Annotated in this window: 14 protein-coding genes; 6 read left to right on the forward strand and 8 right to left on the reverse strand. The window is 43.3% G+C overall.

Annotation, left to right across the window (positions count from 1 at the left end; genetic code table 11):
- Positions 1 to 10: 10 nt before the first annotated feature.
- A complete protein-coding gene (locus QWZ04_RS11385; RefSeq protein ID WP_290328052.1) occupies positions 11 to 1,771 on the reverse strand; it encodes a PTS ascorbate-specific subunit IIBC in 1,761 nt (586 codons plus the stop codon).
- A 366-nt stretch (positions 1,772 to 2,137) separates the two neighbouring features.
- Here QWZ04_RS11385 and ulaR point away from each other — a divergent pair, with 366 nt between their 5' ends.
- The 3 genes from ulaR (at position 2,138) to QWZ04_RS11400 (ending at position 4,511) form a co-directional block, all read left to right on the forward strand.
- Positions 2,138 to 2,893: an HTH-type transcriptional regulator UlaR gene (gene ulaR, locus QWZ04_RS11390; protein WP_102524361.1), complete on the forward strand. Its 756-nt coding sequence runs from the start codon at positions 2,138 to 2,140 to the stop codon at positions 2,891 to 2,893.
- A 226-nt stretch (positions 2,894 to 3,119) separates the two neighbouring features.
- The gene (ulaG, locus tag QWZ04_RS11395; protein ID WP_102524360.1) at positions 3,120 to 4,187 is read left to right on the forward strand and encodes an L-ascorbate 6-phosphate lactonase; all 1,068 of its coding nucleotides are present in this window, start codon (positions 3,120 to 3,122) and stop codon (positions 4,185 to 4,187) included.
- Between the two features lie 81 nt (positions 4,188 to 4,268).
- On the forward strand, positions 4,269 to 4,511 hold the full coding sequence (locus QWZ04_RS11400; RefSeq protein WP_290328054.1) for a hypothetical protein: 243 nt from the start codon (positions 4,269 to 4,271) through the stop codon (positions 4,509 to 4,511).
- Positions 4,512 to 4,594: 83 nt separating this feature from the next.
- Here QWZ04_RS11400 and QWZ04_RS11405 read toward each other — a convergent pair whose 3' ends face one another.
- The 4 genes from QWZ04_RS11405 to trhO form a co-directional block, all read right to left on the reverse strand.
- A complete protein-coding gene (locus tag QWZ04_RS11405) occupies positions 4,595 to 5,044 on the reverse strand; it encodes an NUDIX hydrolase (protein ID WP_290328056.1) in 450 nt (149 codons plus the stop codon).
- Positions 5,045 to 5,058: 14 nt separating this feature from the next.
- Positions 5,059 to 5,529: an ASCH domain-containing protein gene (locus QWZ04_RS11410; RefSeq protein WP_290328058.1), complete on the reverse strand. Its 471-nt coding sequence runs from the start codon at positions 5,527 to 5,529 to the stop codon at positions 5,059 to 5,061.
- Positions 5,526 to 6,311 carry a GNAT family N-acetyltransferase gene (locus tag QWZ04_RS11415; RefSeq protein WP_290328060.1) on the reverse strand — a complete coding sequence of 262 codons (786 nt, stop codon included), beginning with the start codon at positions 6,309 to 6,311 and terminating at the stop codon, positions 5,526 to 5,528. Before QWZ04_RS11415 ends, QWZ04_RS11410 begins: the two co-directional genes overlap by 4 nt.
- Before the next feature lie 122 nt (positions 6,312 to 6,433).
- On the reverse strand, positions 6,434 to 7,414 hold the full coding sequence (gene trhO, locus QWZ04_RS11420) for an oxygen-dependent tRNA uridine(34) hydroxylase TrhO (protein WP_290328061.1): 981 nt from the start codon (positions 7,412 to 7,414) through the stop codon (positions 6,434 to 6,436).
- Positions 7,415 to 7,862: 448 nt separating this feature from the next.
- Here trhO and trpB point away from each other — a divergent pair, with 448 nt between their 5' ends.
- The gene (gene trpB, locus QWZ04_RS11425) at positions 7,863 to 9,062 is read left to right on the forward strand and encodes a tryptophan synthase subunit beta (RefSeq protein ID WP_435433614.1); all 1,200 of its coding nucleotides are present in this window, start codon (positions 7,863 to 7,865) and stop codon (positions 9,060 to 9,062) included.
- Between the two features lie 168 nt (positions 9,063 to 9,230).
- Here trpB and norW read toward each other — a convergent pair whose 3' ends face one another.
- Together norW and norV are read right to left on the reverse strand one after the other, a co-directional pair.
- Positions 9,231 to 10,400 (reverse strand): NADH:flavorubredoxin reductase NorW, encoded by a 1,170-nt coding sequence (gene norW / locus QWZ04_RS11430; RefSeq protein ID WP_290328066.1) that lies wholly within the window; start codon positions 10,398 to 10,400, stop codon positions 9,231 to 9,233.
- A complete protein-coding gene (gene norV / locus QWZ04_RS11435) occupies positions 10,400 to 11,905 on the reverse strand; it encodes an anaerobic nitric oxide reductase flavorubredoxin (protein ID WP_290328068.1) in 1,506 nt (501 codons plus the stop codon). The genes norW and norV overlap by 1 nt, the downstream gene beginning before the upstream one ends.
- Before the next feature lie 306 nt (positions 11,906 to 12,211).
- Between norV and norR the strand changes: the two genes are divergently transcribed.
- Together norR and QWZ04_RS11445 are read left to right on the forward strand one after the other, a co-directional pair.
- Positions 12,212 to 13,771: a nitric oxide reductase transcriptional regulator NorR gene (norR, locus tag QWZ04_RS11440; protein WP_290328069.1), complete on the forward strand. Its 1,560-nt coding sequence runs from the start codon at positions 12,212 to 12,214 to the stop codon at positions 13,769 to 13,771.
- 295 nt (positions 13,772 to 14,066) lie between these two features.
- Entirely contained in the window at positions 14,067 to 14,300 is a 234-nt protein-coding gene (locus QWZ04_RS11445) for a hypothetical protein (protein WP_290328071.1), read from the forward strand.
- A gap of 183 nt (positions 14,301 to 14,483) precedes the next feature.
- Here the strand turns inward: QWZ04_RS11445 and QWZ04_RS11450 are convergent, their stop codons facing one another.
- Positions 14,484 to 16,505 (reverse strand): oxidoreductase, encoded by a 2,022-nt coding sequence (locus QWZ04_RS11450; protein ID WP_290328073.1) that lies wholly within the window; start codon positions 16,503 to 16,505, stop codon positions 14,484 to 14,486.
- Positions 16,506 to 16,610: the final 105 nt, after the last annotated feature.

Below are 16,610 nucleotides of genomic sequence, written 5' to 3' on the forward strand. Positions count from 1 at the left end.
CGTTTTAGGTCTACTTAGTTGGAACGAAGTTCTTGTCGATGATGTCGAGCAACTCGTCACCAAAGCTATTTGGGTTCAGCATGTTCTGTACACCGAGTACAAATTTGCCTTCTCCTGGGGTCATTTCGGCCGATAAATGCTTAGATGAAACGATGATATCGGTAGAGGCAAGTTTCGATTTGTAGTCCGAGACCGCACATGAATCCATGACATGAGGGATGCCTTTTTTCTCTAGGTATTTACCAATTTTCATTTTCATCATCATTGATGAACCTTGACCATTGCCACATACCGCAAGGATGCTAACAGGACGAACACCGTCGCTTTGTGAGATGGCACGTTCAACCGCTTCGACGATTTCTGGCTCTTCGCTGATTTGTACTAGGCCTTCTGCATCTTCTTCTGCACGAAGCTGTTTTGAAGCGAAGTACATGTACACACCAGCTAAAGCAAGCAATACAAAGAAGAACAGGTTAGACATGGACAAGCCCTGCATGATTGGTGGGAATACTAATGCCCAGTCAGCCATACCCATCCAGCCATTGAACTCGGCACCTTGCTGGGTGATCAAGTGGATAGCCCAAGCAGAACCGACCACTTCGATGATACCCATCACGAAACAGATTTTCATTACCGCACGCCAGCCGCCAAAGTGGTTAGCAAACACACCAATGGTGGCGTTCGAGAAGAACATAGGAATGAAGCCAGGGATGATCATGATCGGTGCATCAAATGCCAACATAGCGAGAACCGCAGTGAATTGGCCAATTGCGCCCCACATGAAACCAAATACCATCGCGTTTGGAGAAAATGCGTAGATAGCCGCACAGTCAATCGCTAATACTGCGTTTGGAATGACACGCTCAGAAATACCTTTAAAGGCTTCTGACAGCTCAGCAACGAACATACGCACACCCGCAACGATGACTTGAATAGCTACGGCGAACTTAAGGCCTGTTTCTAAAATGTAGATAGACCAATGCGTTTTCCCTGCCATTTCTTGCAGGTTATCAAGACCAAATGAAAGCAAGATGATGCCGAAGAATACGGTCATGACGATGGCAGTTGCCGCAATACTATCGTGGAAGATATGCAGCCATTTAGGCAGTTCTAGATGATCAACACTGTCTTTTTTGTCACCTAATTTTGGGGCAACTTTAGTAGCAATCCACGAAGCGACTTGTTGTTGGTGACCAATAGAAAAACCCGCTCCGCCTGTAACTTCCTGTGTTGGTTTGAACATGATGTTGGCTGATATACCCCAATACAATGCCATTAATACGGCAGAGTAAAGGATGGTTTCCCACATGCTGGTACCAAGAATGAAATAGAAAACAGCGATTAAACCAGCTTGTTGGAACATGATATGTCCCGTAAGCATGATGGTTCGAATACCGGTAATTCGGCGAAAAAGCACCAAAAGGATATTAAGACCAAGGGCTAACAGTACGGTGTAACCAACCCAAGAGTAGTTGTCGCCCATTGTTTCCATGGTCGACATCATTGTGGTGTAAGGGTCAATCACCGAACCTGTTAGGCCGTGATATTCAGAAAGTTTTGTTATTACCGGTTTGAAACCTGCTACCAGTGTGCCAGCACCGACTTGAACCAACATAAAACCGACGATGGTTTTGATGGTTCCCTTGATGATGGTGGTGATATCGCGTCGCAGCAGCCAGTAACCAATCAGCGTTACTAAACCGAGCAGTAACGGCGCTTTTGTCATTACTTGGCTGTAAAAAATATAGAAAGCATCGTAAAGAAACTCCATATCTTACCCCTTATCTATGTGTTTTTAGTTATGTGTAGGACAGAGTGATTCAGTTATTTTTGTTCTGATATCGACTCAAGATTTGCTCACAAAACAAACCATACCAATCATTTATAATCATTCAATGCTCATTTGTGATTACATTGATCGAAATCAATTTTGAGCAGCTGGTAGGGGCAAAACTGATAGGTTGATCACTGATAAAAATAACAATAGCAATTAAATCAATATGTTATAAAAAAATATGCGTAATGCCTCATTTTTATCCTGTGGAAAATTGACATATTTTTTAATCATCAATACAATCATAACAAATCAATATTAATCACCAAGTAATCACTTGATGAAAAGATAAGGTGATAATTTATGAACGAAGTGCAAAGGCACCATGAAATTTTGTCTCTATTAGATGAGCGTAGAACGATCAATGTATCGAACATCATCGATAAATTTCAGATTTCACCAGCAACAGCTCGAAGAGACATTTCAAAGTTAGATGAGCTAGGTAAGTTAAAGAAAGTCCGTAACGGTGCACAAAGAATTGAAAGTAAAAAGCGTGCATGGACTCCCTTAAACATAGACAGCACGGATCACTACCACGAGAAATCCAGAATCGCGGTAAAAGCAGCATCACTTTGTGGTGATGGAGAAAGTGTCGTGATTAACTGCGGGTCTACGGCGTTTCTTTTAGGCCAAGAGTTATGCGGGCAGGACATTCACATCGTCACGAACTACTTTCCGTTGGCGAGTTACCTGATCAATGAAGAGCATGACAATGTCATCATCATCGGTGGTCAGTACAATAAAACACAGAACATATTTTTGAATCCAACGCCTAATTCGTTGGGAGGCTATGCCGGTCATTGGATGTTTACCAGTGGTAAAGGATTGACGGAAAACGGCTTGTATAAGAGTGATATGCTAACAGCCATTGCAGAGCAACAGATGCTAGAGCAAATAGGCAAGTTGGTGGTGGTCGTGGATAGCTCGAAGGTAGGCCAGTCTACCGGTATGCTATTTTGCCCAACCGAGAAAATTGACATGGTGATCACAGGTAAAGATGCCGACCCTAAGGTTATAGAATCCATGAGAGCTCAAGGTGTCGAAGTTTTACTGGTTTAATTAAATAAAGGAATAGTGATAGCTAATAAATACTCTTAGCAACAGATATATTTAGTTAATCACTATTCTTAGTCAAATAGAGCAATTAAGCGCCTTAATAGAATAGTGCGCTAGGATCATCACATCCTAAATAACCCAAATTAATATAAAGCGACTTGTGAAAATAAGACGTTAGGATCCCTACATCCTAAATAATCCAATAACTTATTAAGTAAGAGGTAATAATATGAGTAATGTAAATGAAATCACACGTGAATCTTGGATCTTAAATACATTTCCTGAGTGGGGGACGTGGCTTAATGAAGAAATTGAGAACACTCAAGTTGAAAAAGATACATTTTCTATGTGGTGGTTAGGCTGTACTGGAATTTGGCTTAAGTCAGAAGGCAATACCAATATATCGATTGATTTCTGGTGTGGCACAGGTAAAAAAACCCAGAAAAATGCGTTCATGAAAAATCAGCATCAGATGATGCGCATGGGTGGTGTTGAAAACCTACAGCCAAATTTACGTACTGCTATTTTCCCTCTTGATCCGTTTGGCATTAAAGAAATTGACGCAGTGTTAGCCTCTCACGATCACGCTGATCATATTGATGTGAATGTTGCTGCTGCGGTACTGCAAAACTGCGGTGACCATGTGAAATTTATCGGCCCACAAGCGTGTGTCAATTTGTGGCTGGGCTGGGGTGTACCTGAAGATCGCTGTGTGGTTGCCAAAGTAGGCGATGTCCTCGAAGTGGGAGACATGAAGATTCGCGTACTGGACTCCTTTGATCGTACCGCTCTCGTTACTTTACCTGAAGGCACGTCTTCTTATGATAAAGGCATTTTGGATGGCATGGATGACCGTGCAGTCAACTACCTAATCGAAACGACGGGCGGGTCTGTTTACCACTCTGGTGATTCTCATTACTCAAATTACTACGCGAAGCATGGTAACGACTACGATATTGATGTGGCATTACTTTCATTTGGTGAGAACCCAAGAGGCGTAACCGATAAAATGACGGCTTCTGATATTTTACGTGCTGGTGAATCACTAGACTGTAACGTAGTCATGCCATTCCATCATGATATCTGGGCAAACTTCCAAAATGATCCTCGTGAAATTGAAGTGTTATGGAACATGAAGAAAGATCGTCTGCAATATGGATTTGCTCCGTTCTTCTGGCAGGTTGGTGGTAAATATACGTACCCAACAGACAAAGGGCGTATGCACTACCAGCACTTCCGTGGCTTTACTGATGTATTCACAAATGAACCGGAATTGCCTTATAAAGCGTTTTTATAATTAGAGATATCATATAAAATTAAAGGGAGCGTATTCGCTCCTTTTTTATATCTGACGTTTACATAATAAGGATATTTTGTCGTGTTGCTTAGAGAATTTAAAACTCATTATAAACAAGGGAACCTTGATGATGTTATTGCCGTTCCATCTCCCAAAGGTGACGGGTATTACTTAATGGTTAAAAGTAAAAAGTGGGGCGTAAATAGCTTTCTAGAAAATAGTCGAGACTTAAAGCCAAGATTATTTAAAACAGAGCATGCCATGATGAATGCTGCTAAAGATATTGGTTTTAATCGTGCAGCCATAGAGATGACACTGGCTTGATTCGAGATTTTGGTTTAATGGCAAGATGTGCTTAAGCCATTAAACCAAAACAATCCACTTAGACTTAGACTCAGACCAAATTGTTATAGTTTCATCTTAAAACGTTCATTTGGCTGTCTGTTTACGAACCATGCCCAAACGTGATCGTATACAGCGTGCTGATTAGGAAATGGCGCGAGTTGTTTCGCTTCTTCCAATGTACACCATCGGAATTCGGTGTGCTCCTCATTCAATATCACTTCTTGATTGGCTGGGCACATTACAACAAAAACTGGGATCAACTCGATGACTTCGACGCTGGCTTCGTAAAACTGCTCCATAAATTGCGCGTTATAAAGAGCATGTGGTGGGATTTTAGTTTCCTCATCAAACTCACGGATGATGGCTTGCCAACCTTTTTCTCCAGCCTCGATAGAGCCCGCAACGTGGCACCAAAATTTGCCTTTGACGCGTTTCATTAATAGCATTTTAGGTTCGCCATCAATTTCTGAGATAGCGACACCTGAGACAACGGAAGTATTTACTGGGATCATAGGGTTATACCAATTTAATTAAGTGGAAAAACTTTTTCGAATCGCTCAAGGACTAATTCTGAATCCGGCTGAAAATCGGCGCCGATTTCTGCTGCGTATTGGGTAAAGAAATCGAGGTGGGCTTTGTGCCACCACTGATAGCTTCGGTCTCCTTCCCCTTCTGCGTACGCGAATGCCTCGCTGACCTGATCAAATGGGCAAACAGAGACCTCAGTTACTTTGATAATGCAAACAGGTTCTTGCTGCCAGTTGAGCACCAAGGTTAATCTTCCTACTTCTGGTAGGGGTTCGTTGTCTATGTCGTAACCTTGTTTTAGGCTGCAGGTCGCGGTTTTAATGCGTTGGCTGATAAGACGTGCGCACTCATTGGCATTGAACTCATCAGCGCAAAAGTGCTCGGCAGTCACCTGAGGAACGGCATTACGCTCTTGTTCTGAAAGTTGAGATAAATATTGCTCGATGTAAGCCTGATATTCTGGTTTCATTTTATATCTGCCGTTGTAGGGACGTTATAAATGTAGGGTGTCGTTTGGTCGATAAACAAGAAGCCGTGCTTTTCGACAATCGGGCGGCTCATATCAGAAGCGTCAATCATCAAATATTCTCGGCCATATTGTTTGGCAAGGTTTATTCGAATATGTAGAAGTTCTGTGTAATAGCCGTTGCCTCGGTATGCTTCAGCCGTGCTGCCACCCCAAATACCGGCAAATGGGCTGTCTGAATTGAAAACGATCCATGCAGAGGAAACGGGTTCGCCATTTTGATAGATCACGTAGATTCTAAGTGCTTCGGGATCCGCTTTTTTAGACGCGACAAGTTGATGGTAGTGACCACTAAGATCACCGCCCCAGACTTTCTCTTGAACATCAATAGCATCACGAATGCCAGCTTCATCTGTGACCTCTACCGCCAGGTTTCTTGTTTCGAGTCGCTGGGTAACATTAGCGAGATCAAAGACCATGAAAGATTCGGCTTCTTCGGCACAAAAGCCGCGTGCGATTAACTGTTCAGTGAGATTAGTCGGGGTGTCTGATAAGTAGGTTTTCCACTCGAAACTGCGTTTTTCTTGTGTGAAAAATTCAATCTCACGCTCAATGATGGCGGCTGTGCTTTGCTCATTGAATTGATGATAGGAAATGAAACTGCCATAGTCTTGCTGGGAGACAAAGCGCGTTAGTTCGGGAGTGGTGAGCTTTTCACAACCGGGGATTGCTAGGCTCTGTCTTTCATATAAATTGTATGCGTTTATAACGTCCCGTCTATTCACGTGTGCTCCTTGCAACTGGCGTTTCAAATCTTAAATATCTGAAGCGCGAATTGTAACCCATCTTGATATCAGTTTCATACCAAGATGAGTTTTCCACAGCAAATTCAATTTGTTACAGTATGCTATTTTGATGCGCGCTGTTGTTGTTTCTTCGCTTGTTTCTCTTTTTTTCGCTGTTCAATGAGCTTACCAGCATCACCGCCAACATGGGTTTCACCGCGTTGATTTGCAAGGGACACTTGCTTTTCACGCTCACGGAAACGGGCTTTTTGATCATCAGAATGTTGGTCAATACATTTCGGGCAGCTTACGCCTTTTTCATACTGATCTGATTGTTTTTCATCTTCAGTAATAGGTAAACGGCATGCATTACAAACGTCATAGCCGCTTTTTTCTAGCTGATGGTTAACTGCAACTCGGCCATCGAAAACGTAGCAGTCACCTTCCCACATACTTTGCTCTTCTGGCACTTCTTCTAAGTATTTTAGAATGCCGCCTTCAAGGTGGTAAACCTCGTCAAAGCCTTGCTCTTTAAGGTACGCAGTTGATTTTTCACAGCGAATGCCGCCGGTGCAGAACATGGCGACCTTTTTATGTTTAGCCGGGTCTAGGTTCTTTTCAACGTACTTTGGAAATTCACGGAAAGTGTCTGTATGTGGGTTAACGGCGTTTTTGAAGGTACCGATGTCTACTTCGTAATCATTACGGGTGTCTACCAACAGTACCTCGGGGTCGGAAATCAGGGCATTCCATTGGTCGGGTTTTACGTAAGTACCAACGACATGACGTGGGTCTATGCCTTCTACACCCATAGTGACAATTTCTTTTTTAAGTTTCACTTTGGTGCGGTTAAAGGGCTGTTGTTCATTGAATGATTCTTTATATATCACATCGGCTAGACGGGCATCTTGTTTGAACCAAGCTAGCAACTTGTCGATAGCATCACGAGAGCCAGCAACGGTGCCGTTAATGCCTTCACTGGCCAAAAGCAAAGTACCTTTGATTGCTAAGTCTTCTAGTAGGTCGGTTAGCGGTAAGCGAATATCTTGATAGTCTTCAAGTTTTACAAATTTGTACAGAGCACAAACGACGTATTGAGTCATGGTGAGTTTTCCTTTTGCGAACTGGAACGTAAATCCAGAGCAGTTGAGCGATGGCTGCTTGAGCCTTTTTAGTGTGGCAGGAGTATAACTGAGCAATAACTCGACAAATACAGACAGTTTGTGGGGAAATTAATCGGGAGGAAGTGTAGTCGTTTGTGAGGAGGTAACAAAAATAGTGCTTTCTAAAGGAGGGACAGATTATTATCAACATTGCGTTTTTTATGACGAAATCTTACTACGCAGCGGCTATCAGGACTTACTTTGTCATTGATATATTCAACACCATTAGTAACAAGATCCCAAAACAGTCTTTGATACTCATTTTGAAAACACCATCAGTCACAACTCTGTCAAGAACTTATGTGCATGTGAATTTGATTGCGTTATAACCAAATAACCCTAAATTCACGTGAGGTGTAGGATCATGGAAAATACGTTTGAGCACAAGATGCCGAATGAAGATGGTTATTTCGGTGAGTATGGCGGCAGTTTTATTCCGCCAGAACTTAAAAAAATCATGGATGAAATCGGGGCCGCTTACGATGAATGTCGTCAAGATCCCGCATTTAAAACAGAACTTGCCCGTTTATATAAGCACTTTGTTGGTCGGCCTAGCCCCATATTTCATGCTCAAAATTTGTCTAACAAGTATGGTGCTCAAATCTATCTAAAGCGAGAAGATTTAAATCATACTGGCGCTCACAAAATCAACCATTGCTTAGGTGAAGCACTTATTGCGAAGAAGTTGGGTAAAAAGAAACTCATCGCAGAAACTGGTGCAGGCCAACATGGTGTGGCGCTTGCAACCGCAGCGGCATTGGTGGGGCTAGAGTGTGATATTTATATGGGTGAAGTGGATATAGTAAAAGAGCACCCAAATGTAGTGCGCATGCGAATTTTGGGTGCCAATGTTATCCCTGCAACGCACGGTCGTAAAACATTAAAAGAGGCGGTAGATGCCGCCTTTGAAGCTTACATGAAAGACCCTCATACTCAACTCTATGCTATCGGGTCTGTTGTGGGGCCTCACCCATTTCCTGCGATGGTACGCGATTTTCAGTCGATTATTGGCAATGAAGCTCGTATTCAATTTCAAGAAATGACAGAGACGTTGCCAGATAATTTGGTCGCTTGTGTCGGGGGTGGCTCGAATGCGATGGGCTTGTTTAGTGCTTTCTTAGAGGATGAGAAGGTCAATATTTATGGTGTTGAACCGTCTGGCCGTGATTTGCATACCATTGGTGAGCATGCCGCGACGCTAACTTTAGGTCAACCTGGTGTAATGCACGGTTTTAAGTCATACATGCTCACCGACCCCAATGGTGAACCACAAGAAGTGTATTCGGTGGCCAGTGGTCTAGATTACCCATCGGTTGGGCCGCAACATGCTTACCTTAAAGACAGCGGCCGTGTTCGTTATGGTCATATAAACGACCAAGAGGCTATTGATGCTTTCTTCGAGCTTTCGCGTCTAGAGGGTATTATTCCTGCGATTGAATCTGCACATGCCGTCGCTTACGCAATTAAGTTAGCACAGCAAGGTGAGAGTGGATCGATTTTGTTAAATCTTTCAGGACGTGGTGACAAAGATATCGACTTTGTTGTTGAGAACTATGGCTGTGATTATGGTATCGAAAACCTAATTTAACTTTGCCGACACGTTAATACCGCTAGTTGCTCAGTCGTCAGCTAGCGGTATATTTTTTTAAGGGTAAAAAAGGCAAATTAGCTACTTTTGGTTACAAAGCTATTTGCCGTTTCTGTTTTTGATGTTGCTATCTTTGATGTTGCGATCTAAACACGTACCCTTTCAGGTTTAAACGATTTCCCTTAAAAGAGAAAAGGATTGGGGCACCATTCGTTGCGTCGTTACAAAACCAATGGATTTATTCTCGCTATTAATTGCTTTGGCAACTATCCCGTCGGATGTGACTTCCAGTTGCCAACGTTCAACCTCTTGCCCGGAGGTAATTCCGCCAAACTGGATTGGGTAGCTTGGTGTTTTTACTTTAACCATCATCTTTGGCAATACAACATCAGCTTTATCACCTAAGAGTGTTTTGGCTAACGTATTTGCACTGATTAACGCCGGTTGTAGATACGCCCGCACTTCGCCTTTAAATTCTGCACAATCTCCTATAGCAAAGACATGCCGCGTGGACGTTTGCATAGTACCGTCTACGATAATGCCTTTGTTTATTTTAAGCCCCGCTTCTCGTGCAAGAAAGGTATTGGCCCGTAATCCAGCGCAAGCAATGACTTGGTCAACGTGAAGTTCTTTACCATTAGAGAGCAAAACTGTGGATTTCGTTTCGTGTGCATTTATGCGTTCTATGCGTGATTCGGTGTAGATTGATATGTCTTTGTTTTGCATGTGCAAAGATAATTTCAGAGCGATGAGTTCAGGTAATTGATTTTCCATTAGCGTTGAAGCAGGCTCAACCAGCGAGACTCGTTTGCCAGCATTGGCAAGATCTAACGCAATTTCAACCCCAATTAAACCACCGCCAAGCACCACAACATGGTCTGCATTGGTGATTGATTCAGCATGAGTCGCAAACTCTTCTAGGCTATTTAGCGTAACAATTGAATGGGCATTGTTCCCTTGAATGGGTGGAACGAACGTGTTTGCGCCTGTTGCTAACACCAATTTTGCATAGTTCATTTGGCCACCATCAAAGCTGATGTATCGTTCATCTGTATTAATGGCGCTTACTTTCTTGTGGCTAAATAGCTGAATATCATGTTGTTTAGCAAACTCTTCTCCTGATGCAACAATGAGATCTTGTATTGCCTGTTTCTTCGAGAATACATGGCTTAAGTCTGGCTTATTGTAATCGTGCCCATCGTTGGCCGTGATGACTGAAATGTTGATGTTTTTGTCTTGGCGGCGAATCGCTTTCACCAATTGATAAGCCGCAAAACCGCTGCCAATAATAACAATCGGGTCTTGCGTGCTATTTGCTTTGAAGTTGCAGTCCGACATTATGCCACTTCCTCTTTGCTATGGGGAACAAACACATCTTTGCCAAGGTTGCATTCAGGGCATAAGAAATAATCAGGTACTTCAGCCCATGGTGTTCCTACCTCTACGCCTTGGTTCGGTTCGCCAACTTTTGGGTCATAGATCCAATTACATACGGTACAGATCATGCATTGGCAGTCAGGGCCGTGGCTTTGCTTTGTCTCTAGAGAAGTGCTTGTATCACTAACTTCTGAAGGTACATGCATTGCTTCTTGATTATTAAGCAAGTCCGCATTCGATTCAGTGTTGATCGGCTCTACATTGATAGCGTTGAGCGCCCATAACTTGGCAACACGCTGACCGTGTTCTCGGCATACACGCAGTGCTTTACCATCGGGTTTCCATTTGGCTTTTAAGCCTTCCGTCATCTGAAAACCAGCATCGGTTAAACGAGAGTGAATGCGATCGACTGCTCCACCATTCCAACCATAGCTACCAAATGCGCCCGCTTTTTTCTCTTTAAAACGTAAGCCCGTCATTTCCTCTAGCATGCCTGCAATTTTTGGCATCATCACATTATTCATGGTTGATGAACCCACTAGTACGCCTTTGGATCGGAAGACATTGGCAAGGATTTCGTTTTTGTCATGGCGCGAAGTGTTGAATACCTTCACCGCAACACCAGGATCAACATCGTGAATACCTTGGGCTATGGCATCGGCCATCATACGGGTATTGTTAGACATGGAGTCGTAAAAAATGGTGATACGATCTTCTTGATATGCATCTGCCCACTCTAAGTATTTTTCAATAATTTGAGTCGGATTGTCGCGCCATACAATGCCGTGAGATGTGGCGATCATATCAACGGGTAAGTTGAAGCTCAGTACTTCGTGGATCTTAGCCGTTACTAGGCTACTGAACGGCGTTAAGATGTTTGAGTAATAGCGCAAGCATTGATCCATTAATTCAGTTTGGTCGACTTCATCGTTGAATAGGCGCTCGTCGCAATAGTGTTGCCCAAAAGCGTCATTGCTGAACAACACCGCATCTCCGGTTAAGTAGGTCATCATGCTATCAGGCCAATGCAGCATCGGCGCTTCAACAAACACCAACTGTTTTCCGTTACCAATATCAAGCGAGTCGCCAGTTTTAACGGTTTGGAAATTCCATTCTGGATGGTGGTGGTGACCAACGATAGAGTCAATCGCCGCTTCAGTGCAGTAAATCGGCGTGTTTGGAATGCGTGCCATTAAATCAGAAAGAGCGCCGGAGTGGTCTTCTTCAGCATGGTTCATGACAATATAGTCGATAGAATCTAGGTCAATTTCCATCTCTAGGTTTTGGATGAACTGGTGGCTGAAACGATGGTCAACGGTATCAATCAGTACTGTTTTTTCTTCACGTATAAGGTAGCTGTTATAGCTTGTGCCTTTTGTTATTTTGTATTCCGTGCCATGAAAATCTTGAACTTCCCAGTCGCGTTGGCCAACCCAATGGATGTTGTTTTTAACGTGAATCGTCATAGTACTACCTTTTAATCTATATGATTTAGTGAGATTGCTCCTTATAGTGCATAGCTTGTGCCAATAATTACGATGACTGTAACTTGTTGTTTATTTGGTGTTTATTTTATTGTTAACGTGATATTTTATCATAATGATATTGATTCAACTTTATCTATAAGATAATCAATTATCTCTATGATATAAGTTACCATTTTGAGTAACGTTAAGGGGCAGGTAGTTAAGTGGTCTATGGCAGTATGGCAGTATGGCAGTATGGCAGTATGGCAGTAAGGTAGTGACGGTTGAAGAGTTAAGAGGAGTAGCATGAAACAGTTTAAGAATGAATGGTTGCAAGTGGCGCTGGATATTACATCTGGTATTTCAGAAAAAGATCGCTTTGATCGATTGCTATCTACGGTTCGTCATATGCTGTTGTGTGATGCGTCTGCGCTTCTTCTTTACAAAGATCAAAACTTCATTCCTTTAGCAACTAACGGGTTAAGTGAAGACGTTTTAGGTCGGCGATTCGCGATTGAGCAACATCCAAGGTTTGAAGCCATTGCAAGGGCTGGAGACATCGTTCGGTTCCCAAGCGACAGTGACTTACCTGACCCTTACGATGCCTTGATCCCTAATCACGACGGTAACCTTGAAGTCCATGCGTGTGTGGGCTTGCCCTTATTGCATGATGAACGTCTTATTGGTGCGGTTACCATTGATGCGTTTGACCCCGCTCAATTTGATCAATTTGATGATGATAATCTTCGACTTATTAGTGCATTGGCATCGAATAGTTTGCATACCGCGCTGTTGATGGAGAAGCTAGAAAAAGCAGCAGATTTGAATTCAGCGCCTGCGCGTTCAAAACGTTTTAACTCCAATAAGCAAGACATGATAGGCCAATCTACGGGAATGCTTGAGTTAAAGAATCACATTGAAGCGGTGGCTTCTACCGATCTATCTGTTCTAATTTTGGGGGAGACGGGAGTGGGTAAAGAGTTGGTCGCTCAAGCGATTTTCTCTGAGTCACAACGTAGCAAAGAGGCCTTTGTGTATTTGAATTGCGCAGCGCTGCCTGAATCGGTGGCTGAAAGTGAGCTATTCGGGCACATTAAAGGTGCGTTTACAGGGGCGATCAGTCATCGAAAAGGGAAATTCGAACTGGCAAACAAGGGCACACTATTTCTTGATGAAATCGGAGAGCTGTCTCTTGGTCTGCAAGCGAAATTGCTGCGGGCACTGCAATATGGTGACATTCAGCGAGTTGGCGACGATCGCAATATAAAAGTAGATGTACGTATTGTGGCTGCGACCAATAAGGTGCTACATGAAGAAGTTAAGGCGGGGCAGTTTAGAGCGGATCTATATCATCGCCTGAGTGTGTTCCCGATATTTGTTCCTCCCCTTAGAGAAAGAGGAAAAGACGTCATTCTGTTGGCTGGCTTTTTTGCGGAGCGCTGTCAGCATAAGTTGAATGTTTCTAGTATCCAATTGCACCGTTCCGTTCATGGGCTGCTTCTTAATTACCGATGGGAGGGGAATGTGCGCGAGCTGGAGCATGCAATGAATCGAGCTGCTGTGGTTGCCAAGGCAGAAAGTCAGCAACTTCATCTGGTTCTGCATCCTCATCATTTTCATTTGGGGGATAACCTGACCTCCGTCTCTAATCCCGTATCAGAACCTATTCAAACATCAGAACTCGATATGTCGGCTATGTCAACGAGCCATAAAATGACTCTCAAAGACGCCACGGAGGCGTTCAAACATCATTTTGTTGAAAAGGCGTATATGGATAATGATAAAAAGCTATCGGAAACAGCTAATCAGTTGGGGGTGTATCCTGCAAATTTGCATAGGTTGCTAAAACGACTCAACCTAAAATAATGTGATCTAGATCTTGGGTTAACTTGTTATTTCTTGCACAGTTTTTGGTTTAAAAATGGCTTCCCAGAACTCTTTTAAGGAAGTGATATAAGACAATGTTAGTTGTATGGCTATATAAAACAAGGGCTTATGGACTACTGTATTGAATAAAAATCGCTTGCAATTGGCCTCATCAATCGTGCTATAAAGATCTAAGAATTTATGTGATGAGGAAAAATTATGCTCAACATTGCTTTTTTTAGTACTAAATCATACGACGAAGCGGCCTTTGAACAGGCAAAACAAGGGTGTAGAAGTGACAGCTACCGCCATTAAATTCTCGTCTAATTCTGGTATGGCAGACACAACATTGTATGTAGATAACTATAAAGTTTATACCGATACAGATGGTACGAATGAATTGTTTTCTGACGATTTTGAGGGCTATGCAGTTGATACGAATTTAGATTCTGATCTCAATGAAGCGAGCTCATATAATGGAAATTCATTCTCTGTGGTTGTGGCAAATGACCCACTAGCACAGCAGTAAGTTACTGCAGAGTAAAACGCCGATGACTAATCAATAGAAAGTGTTAGTTTGATAGGAGAGGGCTGAACGAAACATCGTTTAGCCCTTTTTCTATGTGTACATATAAATCAATTTGTTACGGTATTTAATGGCGTTTAAATACTTTTATTGTTAGCGGCATTCGCATAAGCCAAAGCCCACTAATTAAAGCGTTCGAGCGACTTCAAACCCATCCCAAATAGCAGTCATGATAGTACGCGCTTCCTGACTATCACCAATATTAAATACATGATCTACATCCAGTTCATTGATTAGCGCCTCGTGCAGGTGGTCTTCAGATTTGTAGCCGAGTGCCAATACAACATGATTCGATAAAATTTCTATGTCGCTTTGATCAGATTTAACTACAACACCAGTGTCTGTGATAGTTTTCAATGAAGTTGACGTAAGTACGTTGACTTGTTCATTCACTAACAACTCTTTAAGCATCTGATAATTGGCAAAACAGGTCCCATGAGGGCCACCGATAATATCGTCACTTGCTTCAATCAACGTAACAGCTTTACCCTGTTGAGCCATCCACAACGCAGCCTCAGCGCCTACTAAGCCACCACCAACTACGGTGACTTTGTCTCCAGAGATCTTATCTGGATTCATCAACATATCTTCTGCAACGATCACATGCGGCTTATCTTGACCAAACAACCAATTTGGCTGTAATGGACGGGATCCCGTAGCAAAAATAACGCTGTCTGGATTAAACGATTCGATTGTCTCTTTATCTGCTGTAACGTCAAAACGCACATCCACACTCTTACGGTGCATCTCTCCAGCAAACCATTCGATAAGTAACTTGTCATCGTGTTTGAATGGAGGTTGGCTCCCTGGGATAACGTTGCCCCCAAGTTGCTTCGATTTCTCAAGTAGAGTGACTTTATGCCCACGTACTGACGCAATACGTGCCGCTTCCATTCCCGCGACACCGCCACCCACAACCACAACGTTCTGACTACGATGCGTGTGCGTTAAGCGGAACTCCTCTTCACGGCCACAACTAGGGTTCACCGCGCAAGACAAATTGCCCACTTCAGCCATACGACCTAAACAGCCTAAGTGACAAGAAAGACAAGGTCGCACTTCGTCAAAGCGACCACGGCGAATCTTGTTTATCGTATCAGGGTCAGCCAGAAGTGGGCGACCAAGAGAAATACCATCAGAGATGCCATTTTCGACCGCGTGAGCTGCTAGATCTGGGTTTTCCATGCGACCCGCCATTAATACTGGCACATCGACTACTTCTGATACTGCCTTACAGTAAGGTTTGTACATACCTGGTTCGAAGTAGTTAGGCGGGTGGTTCCAGTACCATGAATCGTAGGTACCCGCATCCACGTTCAGTGCATCGAAACCCGCGTCTTGCAGGTATTTAGCCGCTTTCAAGCCTTCTTCCATGTCGCGACCCACTTCTTCAGCTTCTTCACCCGGAAGAATACCTTGACCAAAGCCTTTCATGTTTCCTTTCACTGAGTAGCGAAGAGAGACCGGAAAGTTTTGACCACAAACCGATTTGATACCTTGCACAATTTCTACCGCAAAACGGTAACGGTTTTCAAAACTACCACCGTACTGATCAGTACGTTGGTTGAAGAACTCCATGGTGAACTGGTCAAGTAGGTAGCCTTCGTGCACCGCGTGAATTTCAACACCGTCAAAGCCTGCTTTTTGTGCAATTGCTGCAGACTCAACAAATTTACCAATGAAGTACTTTACTTCATCCGTCGTCAGCTCTCGGTGCTGGATGGAAGGATCAAAACGGTTTGGTGCATCTGAAGGTGCAATCGATTTGTTTTCTGGAGTAAAACCAGGAATACAAGAACGCCCCCAACCAGCGGTGAGCTGAGCAAAGATTTTTGTACCATAAGTATGTACTCGCTCTGTCATCTCTTTAGCACTGCGAATATAGGCTGTAGGGTGATTGGTAGGACACGGTAGTGAAGGCATTGGAAATTGTTCCAACTCGTTTTCGACCATTTGTACACCGGTGATAATCAAGCCAACACCGCCACGAGCGCGCGCTATGTAGTACTCGACACCACGCTGGTTGTACGCGCCGTCGCCGTCGACACAGCCCAATGTGCCCATCGGTGCCATTGAGTAACGGTTTTTCAGTTTTAACGAGCCAATTTGCATCGGCTCAAAAAGAATTTTGTGCTGTTGTTTTAACATAGAACACTCCACATTATTGGTATGTCACCAAAATAACCAGTGACAGAATCTGCGAGTATTAAAACAACTCTCAACGCTTATTGCTTGGCATTATAGGACAGGCAA

The organism is Vibrio tapetis subsp. quintayensis (assembly GCF_030409945.1).
Taxonomy (GTDB): Bacteria; Pseudomonadota; Gammaproteobacteria; order Enterobacterales; family Vibrionaceae; genus Vibrio; species Vibrio quintayensis.

Coding starts and splice junctions, on each gene's coding strand:
- trhO (WP_290328061.1), bottom strand. CDS start 7,414: ATGACTCAATACGTCGTTTGTGCTCTGTACAAATTTGTAAAACTTGAA.
- QWZ04_RS11405 (WP_290328056.1), bottom strand. CDS start 5,044: ATGATCCCAGTAAATACTTCCGTTGTCTCAGGTGTCGCTATCTCAGAA.
- norR (WP_290328069.1), top strand. CDS start 12,212: ATGAAACAGTTTAAGAATGAATGGTTGCAAGTGGCGCTGGATATTACA.
- QWZ04_RS11450 (WP_290328073.1), bottom strand. CDS start 16,505: ATGTTAAAACAACAGCACAAAATTCTTTTTGAGCCGATGCAAATTGGC.
- QWZ04_RS11410 (WP_290328058.1), bottom strand. CDS start 5,529: ATGAAACCAGAATATCAGGCTTACATCGAGCAATATTTATCTCAACTT.
- ulaG (WP_102524360.1), top strand. CDS start 3,120: ATGAGTAATGTAAATGAAATCACACGTGAATCTTGGATCTTAAATACA.
- norW (WP_290328066.1), bottom strand. CDS start 10,400: ATGTCGGACTGCAACTTCAAAGCAAATAGCACGCAAGACCCGATTGTT.
- trpB (WP_435433614.1), top strand. CDS start 7,863: ATGCCGAATGAAGATGGTTATTTCGGTGAGTATGGCGGCAGTTTTATT.
- norV (WP_290328068.1), bottom strand. CDS start 11,905: ATGACGATTCACGTTAAAAACAACATCCATTGGGTTGGCCAACGCGAC.
- QWZ04_RS11385 (WP_290328052.1), bottom strand. CDS start 1,771: ATGGAGTTTCTTTACGATGCTTTCTATATTTTTTACAGCCAAGTAATG.
- ulaR (WP_102524361.1), top strand. CDS start 2,138: ATGAACGAAGTGCAAAGGCACCATGAAATTTTGTCTCTATTAGATGAG.